Genomic DNA, 10,048 nt, shown 5'->3' on the forward strand with positions numbered 1-10,048 from the left:
CTATCCCGGGGCTGTTTTTTTTGTTCATACGGCTCAAAGGATTACTTTGGTATGCTCGGTTATTTTAAAGGTAGCCAGATCTTTTTCAAGGGTAAAATCGTTAACAATAACTTATCCCACTCCCTGTAATCTTAGGCTTCCCTCTTCCTCGCCATATCCCTGTGCCATTCAGCAGAAAGCCTTGCCAGCGCTGCCCATGTACGGCCCCGCATGCTGTAAGCCGGATTTTGTCTTTGCATTTGGAAAACATATTCCAGCACAGGCTCTACCACATCAATCGTAAGGTTTTCAGGCACCCGGGCTATAAACTGTATCACCTCAGCCTTAAAAGCTTCGTTTTCAAAATTCCTTTGCAATGATGACCATGCCAGCACTTCGGCTCTTAACACATTTGCGCCAAAACCGAGCGCCTGCGCCCGCCTTATAGCCTGCTCCACCGTAAATTCAAATGGCGTAGCCCTGAACTCGTGCGCCATACGCTTTGTAAACTGCACCGGAAAGCCACTTAGTTGCTGAACGCTTTCACCACGGCCCAGCTGCACATACCACAACATGTGTATTTTGTTGTCTCCTGCAAATACGTATTCCAAGAATTCAGGAACATCGTACTGTGCAAAACAATGCCTTATCAATGATGCCAGCTGGCCTTGTGGTGTCAGGCTGTCTTTCCTCCAGGTTTCAGGTTCGCGCACCATTGTATTACCAAAGGCGCTTATGTTGGCCAGCACTCTTATATACTCCGGATTTTTAAGCACTGCAAAGCACTTTTTAGCATACATGTGCAGTAACAGCCTGCGGAATGTGTCCCTTTTCCACAAGTGGTTTCGCGCGCTCATCTGCGCAAAGTGCATCCTGATGCTGCTTTCCAGCGTACCCTGGTAACCCTGCAATGAGGGCTCTTCATGGTATAGCCTTTCTACCATTGCGGCAAAGTTGCCTTTAAATGCTGTTAGTACTTTTGTGCTTAGTGTTTCCATCGCTTTTTCATTTGCGGCAACACGTAATCTTTAAGTGGTGCCTGTTGTAATTCTTATCATTTATTTAATTTTTATTCTAAAATAAAAAGCCCGGTTCTGTTGCAGAACCGGGCTTACCTCATAACTGGGTATTCCTCCTTTCACAAGGGAATATGCGGTCCTGTATCATTGCCATGCAGCCATAAATCCATGGGGCTGATGCTGTTTCCTGTATGTTTGGACGTATTGTATCATCGGTAAAATAAAAAACCCGGAGCCAGTGCAGGTCCGGGTTCGGTATATCATCAGATTAATTACTATCTAAAATTATTACACACACAACCCGGAACCATTACAGAATTTTCTCTGCACTGATCAGCTGAAAATTTGAAGTTGTGAAACGCATGGCTATAAATTTTATTTGTTTGTGAAACGTGGTGCAAAACTATATTAATTTCCTTACAAACAAAATTTTCTGTGTAATTTAGATTATACAAAATAAAAAAGGACTGCTTGAAGCAATCCTTTTTACCAGATACTAAACTAAACCTATTAATCATGAAATTACCTTACTGCGGCACTCTGCCGGTAATGAATTCCCTGTTAAACTATATGCAAGATGCATAATATATAATAAGGTTGCGTAAGAAATTAAAAAAAAACCGCTTCTTTTTTGTAAGAAGCGGTTTTTCTGTTATTGCTTTTATCTTTAAACAACTATAAATCAAAACGAATACCTTGTGCCAGTGGCAGCTCAGTACCATAGTTTATAGTATTAGTCTGCCTCCTCATGTAGGCTTTCCAGGCATCAGAACCGCTCTCGCGGCCACCACCGGTTTCTTTTTCACCTCCAAAGGCACCGCCAATTTCAGCGCCGGATGTACCGATGTTAACATTGGCTATACCACAGTCAGACCCTGCATGGGACAGGAACAGCTCCATTTCCCTCATATTGTTAGTAAATATTGAAGAAGAAAGCCCCTGCGGAACATTGTTCTGCATATCAATAGCCTCTTGTATGGTTTTGTACTTCATGATGTAAAGTATCGGCGCAAATGTCTCTTCCTGAACAATGTGGAAATGGTTTTCCGCTTCAATGATGCATGGCTTTACGTAGCAGCCACTCTCATAGCCTTCGCCTTCCATTACGCCGCCTTCAACAATGATTTTGCCGCCTTCAGCCTTCGCTTTTTCAATAGCATTAAGGTAATCCTGAACGGAGCCTTTGTCAATCAGCGGGCCTACGTGGTTATTGCTGTCCAGCGGATTGCCTATCTTCAGTTGCCCATAAGCGTTTTTAAGCACTTCAACAGTCTTGCCATATACACTTTCGTGGATGATAAGCCTCCTTGTTGTTGTACAACGCTGGCCCGCTGTACCCACGGCACCAAATACCGCACCTACCAGTACCATATTAATATCGGCATGTTCTGAAACAATGATGGCATTATTACCGCCTAATTCCAGGATGGTGTTCCCAAAGCGTTCCGCTACGGTTTTAGACACGTGGCGGCCTATCCTTGTGGAGCCTGTGAATGATACCAGCGGGATGCGCTTATCATTATTGATAAGGTCGCCGCTCTCGTTACCTACCACAAGGCAGCTAACCCCTTCAGGTACGTTATTTCTCTCCAGTACTGTTTTGATGATGTTTTGGCAGGCAACTGCGCAAAGCGGGGTTTTAGAGCTTGGCTTCCAGATGCAAACATCACCGCAAACCCAGGCAATCATAGAGTTCCAGCTCCATACCGCCACCGGGAAATTAAAGGCAGAGATAATACCTACAATACCAATGGGGTGCCATTGCTCGTACATGCGGTGCATAGGTCTTTCGCTGTGCATGGTAAGGCCGTAAAGCTGGCGTGAAAGTCCGACTGCAAAATCGCAGATGTCAATCATTTCCTGAACTTCGCCAAGCCCTTCCTGAAGACTCTTGCCCATCTCATAAGAAACGAGCTGCCCAAGTGGTTCTTTATATTTGCGAAGCTCGTCGCCCATCTGGCGCACTATTTCACCTCTTTTAGGAGCAGGAACCAGCCTCCAGATTTTAAAAGCTTCTTCGGCTTTTGCCATGGCAGCTTCATAATCTTCTTTGGTGGAAGCTTTTACTTTGCCTATCAGCGTACCGTCAACCGGTGAATATGATTCTATGATTTTGCCGTTCGCGAAGCTTCTGCTTCCGGTGGATGTACCTTCGTTTATTTCCTGAATGCCCAGTTTTGCAAGGGCTTCCTGTATACCAAATTGATCGGTTAATGTTGCCATTTGTAACTATATTGTTTTGTAATGTTATATTTCACAAAGATATAGTTTTTTTGCAGTTTTGATAACCGGGAGATGATTATGTAGCTGTTAAGTAAAAAATCCTCAACAGGGCTTATGCCTTTACGTGTATCTTGGGTCGGTTTCCATAACATGCCCGCATTTGGCGCATGTGCGTAGTGCTTCGGAATTGTAAAAATGCCTGTAATGCGGCAGGAAATCTTTTTCTATATCATGCAACTCAAAGAAAACTTCATACAACTTGTGGTTGCAGTTGTCGCAAAACCATAAGAGGCCGTCAGTAAAGCCTTTGCCGGCACGCTTCCGCTCTACCACAAGCCCTATTGAGCCTTCATCCCGCACCGGCGAATGCGGTACTTTAGCGGGATGCAGGTACATATCTCCGGCGTTTAGCTCCATTTCTTTCCTTACACCTTCATCCTGTATAATAACCTTTATGCTGCCTTCCAGCTGATAGAAAAGCTCTTCGGTTTCGTTGTAGTGGTAATCTTTACGGGCATTAGGGCCGGCTACAATCATTACAATATAATCCTCGGCATCACGATAAATGTTCTTGTTACCTACAGGCGGCTTAAGCAGGTGCCGGTTTTCCTCAATCCATTTATTAAGGCTGAAAGGTTTCATTACGGCCATAGCAGGAATTTTTAAAATAAAGTGCCAAGATAAGAAATAAAAAAAGGTTAGCCGAAGCCAACCTTACTATTATTTGTGTTCTTTTATCAGATAAATATAAACCGGGAAGTGGTCGCTGAAGCCGACTTCACCCCTTGAACTTCGCAACGGGTAGCCTTTGAACTGCCCGGATGTCTGGGCAAGGTATGGCTTGTTGTAAACGCCTGCTTTCCAAAAACGGTAGGAAGAATAATCTTTCCTGATAAGCGGTTCGGTCATAATTATCTGGTCAAAAAGGTCCCAGGCATCCCGGTGGGCAAGCGTGCCAATACCTCTTTCTGACATTTCTTCCATAGGATTGTATATGCCAAATTTACCTACCTGATCTTTTTTTGCCTTCGCGCCCAAAACTTTCTTGATACTGTTGTTATAAGGGCCGTCATTAAGGTCACCCATGGTTATAACTTTAGCATCCGGATTTATCCGGTAAAGGGAGTCAATTATTTTCTTGTTTAGTGCTGCTGCGGCTTCCCTGTATGGGCTGCTGCGTTTTTCGCCACCAGAACGTGAAGGCCAGTGATTTACAATAAAATGTATCTCTTCACCGTCCAGCAGCCCGGTCACAAGCAGCTGGTCGCGGGTGTATAGAGCGCGGGTACGGGTATTAACCTGTGCCTTATCGTCTGTTTTTTCTTCGTTTTCGTCTTTTTTGGCCTTATCGTCTTCCTGCTGGTAAATAAGCAAAGGGATGTTTTTGTAGCTTGTTGGCTTAAAGTGTTTTTTCTGGTAAAGTAGGCCTACGTCAATTCCCCTTTTATCAGGAGAATTAAAATGTACGATGCCATAATCTTTAGCGGCAAGTTTTGGCTGTTTTACAAGGTCTTCCAGGACGCCCCTGTTTTCAACTTCGCATACCCCTATGATAGTGGGTGCATTAGTGTTTTCGCCTGTGCCTATTTCAGAAAGCACCCTGCTTAGGTTGCCCAGCTTTTTTTTATATTTTTTCAGCGTCCAGTCATTAGAAGGAAGGTACTCCTCGTCATTAATGGCAGGGTCGTTTATAGTATCAAACAGGTTTTCCACATTGTAAAATGCCACTGTATGCACACTAAACTTTTTTTCCTGGGCTGATGTGCCTAAAATTGCGAATATGGCAACAAACAGGCAGGCAAATTTTTTAATTATCATATAAGGTATATTAATTTAACATCAAGTTTTATAACAAACTGAGGGCCAAAAGTAAATAATATTATTAAATAATGTACATTTGCGCCCGTTAAGAATTTTTTAACTTAACATGATGCAGAATTAATTTATTTTTATTTATGAAAAAACTAGTAATCAGTCTTTTATTTGTAATGCAGGTAGTTTGCGCATGGGCGCAGGAAACCGCGTTAGTAAAAGGTAAAGTTGTTGATTCAAAGTCGCAGCAGCCTTTGCAAAACGTTGTGGCAACACTGCAAAGCACTAACCAGACCGCACTAACCAATGCTGCGGGTGAATTTGTGTTTCAAAGTGTGCCTGCGGGAAGCCAGGCTGTTGTGGTAAGCAGTACAGGTTATGTGTCGCAGACATTTAATCTTGAAGTTGCTGCTGGCCAGCCACTTGACCTTGGTGTGGTGTTGCTGGAAGAGGACATCACAACTGAACAACAACTTAGTTTAATTACTATCACAGAAAACGACCTTGGAGACGATAACAGTGGTTCGGAAAACACCGCAGGCCTTCTGCAGGCATCAAGGGATGTATTCCAGCAGGTAGCGGCTTTTAACTGGGGGCAGGCAAGGTTCAGGATAAGAGGCCTTGATAACCAGTACGGTACTACGATGATAAACGGTATTGTGATGAACAAACTCTACGACGGCAGGCCGCAGTGGAGTAACTGGGGCGGCCTTAATGATGCTACCCGGAACCAGGAATTTACAATGGGCTCAGCACCATCAGACTATACATTTGGAAATATCTTAGGAACACAGGAAATAAATACCAGGGCTTCTATATTCAGGCCGGGTACAAGGGTTTCATTTGCCGGCACTAATACTAATTACAGCTGGAGAGCTATGGCAACCCATGCTTCAGGCATGGATTCAAACGGTTTTGCCTATGTGCTTTCGGCTTCAAGAAGATGGGCACAGGAAGGCTATTTTGAAGGGACTGATTACAGTGCCAACTCGTTTTTCTTAAGTCTTGAAAAACGTTTCGGCGACAACCACAGCCTTAACTTTACCAGCATATACGCACAAAACAGCAGGGGGAAAAACTCTCCAAATACCGATGAAGTCACCAGTATAGCAGGCGAAAAATACAACTCTTACTGGGGATGGCAAGACGGTAAAAAAAGAAATTCCCGCGACCGGGATATTGAGGAGCCAATATTTATGCTGAGCCACTATTGGAAAATCAACGACAGGAACACGCTAAACACTAATGCATCCTACCAATACGGCTCTATAGGCAACAGCAGGCTCGACTTTCAAAACGCACAGAACCCTGACCCAACCTATTACAGGAACCTGCCAAGTTATTTTACGTCACTTTATACGGAGTTCGATGATCCATCAGTGCCGGCGTCAGCGTTTCTTCCCGGAGGCCTCGGAGGGGTACCTACGCCTGACCTGATAGGCGCAAGCAATGCTAACTTTTTCAACAACAGGCAAATTGACTGGGACGCCATGTACCGCGCCAATACAGACCCTATACTTGATGCCAATGGCAATGAGATAGGAAGGACACCCGCAGTAAGTAAATATGCATTGTATGAAGACCGCACTGATGACAGGACATGGACCATAAATTCAATACTTAATTCCCAGGTTACTGATAATATTATTTTTAACGGGTCGGTTTCCTTCAGGCGGTTAAAATCTGAAAACTACCAGAAAATGCTCGATCTTTTAGGAGGTTTATACTGGAATGATATAGATAACTTTCAGCAAGGTGCCGCACAACAGACAGACTTAAACAACCCTAACCGCCAGGTACGCGAAGGTGACCGCTACGGTTACAACTACAATCTTTTTGCCAATCATTTAGATGCGTTTTCGCAGTTTAAGTTTACCTACCGCAAAGTTGATTTTTACCTTGCGCAAACCTACAGCCGCTCCGAATACCAGCGGGAAGGCCTCTACAGGAGTGGTATCTATCCTACATCATCTTTTGGCAGGAGTTCCAAAATTGTTTTTGACAACTTTGGTTTTAAAGGTGGGCTCACATATAAAATTACCGGCAGGCACTTGCTGGACTTTAATGCGCTTTATATGTCGAAAGCACCTACACTTCGTAATTCTTTCCCCAATGCAAGGCTTAATAACCTCGTACTTGACCAACTGGAAAGTGAAACGATTTCAAGCGTGGACGCAAGCTACATTATCCGTGCGCCCAGGCTTAAAGCCAGGCTTACAGGGTTCTTTTCTGAAATACAAAACTCAACCGAAACATCATTTTTCTTTGCCGAAGGTATCCTTGAAGGTGCCGATGGAAACGAAGACGGAAACGCTTTTGTAGCTGAAATTGTTACAGGCCTCGACAAGCAGCAATTAGGGGCTGAGTTTGGCATTGAATACCAGCTTACTTCAACCATAAAAGTAACCGGTGCGGCAACCTATGGGCAATACATATTCTCGAGCAACCCTAATGTGTACCTGAACAATGACAACTACTTAACCAATAACAACCCACAAATCATCAACCTGGGAGAAGCCACGCTGAAAGATTATAAGCAGGCAGGCATACCACAACAAGCTTACTCAATTGGCCTTGAGTATCGCGATCCTAAGTTTTGGTGGATTGGCGCAAACGCTAACTACCTGGCAAGCAACTATATAGATGTGTCGCCGATACTCAGGACGGCAAGTTTCTTCCGTAACCCTCAAGATAGCAACGGACTTCCATTCCCTGAAGCAGGAGGTCCAGAGGGATATAATAGGGCCCGACAGCTTTTAAAACAGGAAAAATTTAACGACTTTTACCTTGTAAATCTCGTAGGAGGGAAATCATGGAGAATAAGTTCTAAGAACAGGAGTACCCTGGGCTTCTTTGCCACAATAAATAATGTATTTGACATAACCTATAAAACCGGAGGTTTTGAGCAGGCCAGGAATGCCAACTACAGGCAACTGAACCAGGATGTATCGAGCGGTACACCTTCATTTGCGCCAAAATATTTTTATGGCTACGGAAGGACGTACTTTGTAAACCTTTATATCAATTTCTAAACAAAAAAATTCATATACTATGAAAAATAATTTTCTAAAACCAATACTTTTTTCCGTGCTTACAGCCGGAATAATGGCAAGCTGCGTCAATGATGATGATTACAGCGTTATAAACAACAATTGTGTAGAAACTACATTAACTGCTAACCTGCCTGTTGCTGATATACCGGCAGGATCTCAGGTAGCACAGATTACACAAGACTACATTGTTGAGGCGTATGTGACGTCAAGCGACAGGTCAGGAAACTTCTTTAAAAGCATTTCCTTCCAGACGCTGGATGGTTCAAGGGGCTTCAGCGTTCCTGTAGATGTAACTTCAACATTCATTAATTTTGAACCCGGCCGTAAAGTATTTATAAAGCTAAATGGACTATACACAGATACGAGTAATGGTGTAAGGATTGGCGATATCTACCTTGACGGTGGCCAGGCTCAGGTAGGCAGGCTCCCGGAAGCTAAATACAGGTCAGTATTACAGCGTTCCTGCAACAGCGTGCCTGAAAATCAGCTTGTAAGGGTCCTTACCATACCAGAACTTCTTAATGATGCAAACCTGAACACGCTTGTAGAGCTTCAAAACGTCCAGTTTGATGATACAGCAATCCAGACAACCTATTATGATGCCGGTAATGACCTTGGTGGCGCCACCAACCATAATTTAGTTGATGCCCAGGGAAGGTCCGTAATATTCAGGACCAGCAGCTTTGCTGATTTTGCGCCTAAAAATGTACCAAGTGGTAGCGGTAAGGTACGTGGGGTACTTACCAAATTTGGTACTACCTACCAGTTTATAGCGCGTTACGAAAGCGATGTGATGCTTACCGAGCCTCGCCGCCAGTCTATCTTCAGCCAGAATTTCGAAAGCATTACGAGTACTGGTAACAACCAGTTTATCAATCTGCCCGGCTGGACAAATGTGTCTATGAACAATGGTACCGAGCGTTGGGAAGCGCGTATCTTCAGCAACAATAAATATGCGCAAATGTCTGCTTTTCAAACAAACGAAAATAATGTGGACACAAGGCTTATTACGCCTGCCATCAATTTAGATAATTCTACCAATGAAACATTAACTTTCGGATATAAAACCGGATTTGCCAATGGCACAGCGCTTACAGTATGGTACTCTACCAATTACAATGGTGCCGGTAGCGTAGCGGCTGTTAATGCGGCCACATGGACACAACTACCTGTAACACTAAATGTGCAGGATACGTCTTTTGCTTCCGACTTTTATGCTGTTACAGCCGACTTATCCGGGATTAACGGTAACGTGTACATATCATTCAGGTACCAAGGCTCTTCTTCGGGCGTTACAACCACATACCAAGTCGATAATATTAAAGTTATAGGCCAGAATTAATATGAAAAAATTTGCAATATTAGGAATAGTAGCTATCTCAGGATGGCTCTTATCCTGCGAAGAAGAGGAAGTAGCAGATTTTGTGCGGCGAGATTATGTTACGGGAACGTGGACAACAAAGCAAATCGGGGTACCCGGGCCTTACAACAATGGAAATGAAGTTGTAACGCAAATTACGTACCAGGATATAGTAAATAATCCTGCCTGCGGTATAGACAACCTGGTTATCAATGCCGATGGCACCTACGAGCTAAACGACTGGACTAATACAGGAGCCTGCGAAAACAATGGCATATCTGGCACTTATACCAGGGCAGACAACAGGATTTTTCTTAGATATACAGACGACTTAGGTGAAGAAAAACAACTTGTAGTTACAATTAGCACCTTAACATATACCGAAATGCTTGTATCGTATACCGTTCCCGGAACCAATAACCTTCGGTTCTTCAGGTATCAAAAACAGACGGAATAGTTTACAATTTTATACGTATAAAAAAGGGGCTTTTTTAAGCTCCTTTTTTTATGCCCTGGCCTAACAATATTACAACGGAAAACAGCTTTAACAGCCCTAAAAACATCATTATAGCCATGGTTGCTGGTGGCTTTGTCTGGAGCAG

Annotated in this window: 7 protein-coding genes; 3 read left to right on the forward strand and 4 right to left on the reverse strand. The window is 43.6% G+C overall.

The genetic code is table 11. From position 1 onward, the window contains the following. Positions 1-131: 131 nt before the first annotated feature. From CHU92_RS02235 to CHU92_RS02250, 4 genes are all read right to left on the reverse strand, one after another. Positions 132-977, reverse strand: a complete 846-nt coding sequence (locus CHU92_RS02235; protein ID WP_094412172.1) for a hypothetical protein — start codon at positions 975-977, stop codon at positions 132-134. Positions 978-1,673: 696 nt separating this feature from the next. After that, on the reverse strand, positions 1,674-3,221 hold the full coding sequence (gene amaB / locus CHU92_RS02240) for an L-piperidine-6-carboxylate dehydrogenase (protein WP_094412174.1): 1,548 nt from the start codon (positions 3,219-3,221) through the stop codon (positions 1,674-1,676). 120 nt (positions 3,222-3,341) lie between these two features. Continuing rightward, positions 3,342-3,872 (reverse strand): 3-hydroxyanthranilate 3,4-dioxygenase, encoded by a 531-nt coding sequence (locus CHU92_RS02245; RefSeq protein WP_094412176.1) that lies wholly within the window; start codon positions 3,870-3,872, stop codon positions 3,342-3,344. A gap of 69 nt (positions 3,873-3,941) precedes the next feature. Further along, positions 3,942-5,039, reverse strand: a complete 1,098-nt coding sequence (locus CHU92_RS02250) for an endonuclease/exonuclease/phosphatase family protein (protein ID WP_094412178.1) — start codon at positions 5,037-5,039, stop codon at positions 3,942-3,944. A 137-nt stretch (positions 5,040-5,176) separates the two neighbouring features. On the opposite strand from CHU92_RS02250, the gene CHU92_RS02255 reads away from it, so the two are divergent. The 3 genes from CHU92_RS02255 to CHU92_RS02265 are packed head-to-tail and all read left to right on the forward strand — an operon-like array spanning position 5,177 to position 9,903. Continuing rightward, positions 5,177-8,065, forward strand: coding sequence for a TonB-dependent receptor (locus CHU92_RS02255; protein ID WP_094412180.1), 2,889 nt, complete (start codon positions 5,177-5,179; stop codon positions 8,063-8,065). Positions 8,066-8,084: 19 nt separating this feature from the next. Continuing rightward, positions 8,085-9,428, forward strand: a complete 1,344-nt coding sequence (locus CHU92_RS02260) for a DUF5689 domain-containing protein (protein WP_094412182.1) — start codon at positions 8,085-8,087, stop codon at positions 9,426-9,428. A 1-nt stretch (position 9,429) separates the two neighbouring features. Continuing rightward, positions 9,430-9,903: a hypothetical protein gene (locus CHU92_RS02265; protein WP_094412184.1), complete on the forward strand. Its 474-nt coding sequence runs from the start codon at positions 9,430-9,432 to the stop codon at positions 9,901-9,903. Positions 9,904-10,048: the final 145 nt, after the last annotated feature.

Source organism: Flavobacterium cyanobacteriorum (genome assembly GCF_002251835.1).
Taxonomy (GTDB): Bacteria; Bacteroidota; Bacteroidia; order Flavobacteriales; family Flavobacteriaceae; genus Flavobacterium; species Flavobacterium cyanobacteriorum.

Bases quoted from the DNA above. Each gene is read 5' to 3' on its own strand.
- CHU92_RS02235 (WP_094412172.1), bottom strand. From the start codon at position 977: ATGGAAACACTAAGCACAAAAGTACTAACAGCATTTAAAGGCAACTTT.
- amaB (WP_094412174.1), bottom strand. From the start codon at position 3,221: ATGGCAACATTAACCGATCAATTTGGTATACAGGAAGCCCTTGCAAAA.
- CHU92_RS02245 (WP_094412176.1), bottom strand. From the start codon at position 3,872: ATGGCCGTAATGAAACCTTTCAGCCTTAATAAATGGATTGAGGAAAAC.
- CHU92_RS02250 (WP_094412178.1), bottom strand. From the start codon at position 5,039: ATGATAATTAAAAAATTTGCCTGCCTGTTTGTTGCCATATTCGCAATT.
- CHU92_RS02255 (WP_094412180.1), top strand. From the start codon at position 5,177: ATGAAAAAACTAGTAATCAGTCTTTTATTTGTAATGCAGGTAGTTTGC.
- CHU92_RS02260 (WP_094412182.1), top strand. From the start codon at position 8,085: ATGAAAAATAATTTTCTAAAACCAATACTTTTTTCCGTGCTTACAGCC.
- CHU92_RS02265 (WP_094412184.1), top strand. From the start codon at position 9,430: ATGAAAAAATTTGCAATATTAGGAATAGTAGCTATCTCAGGATGGCTC.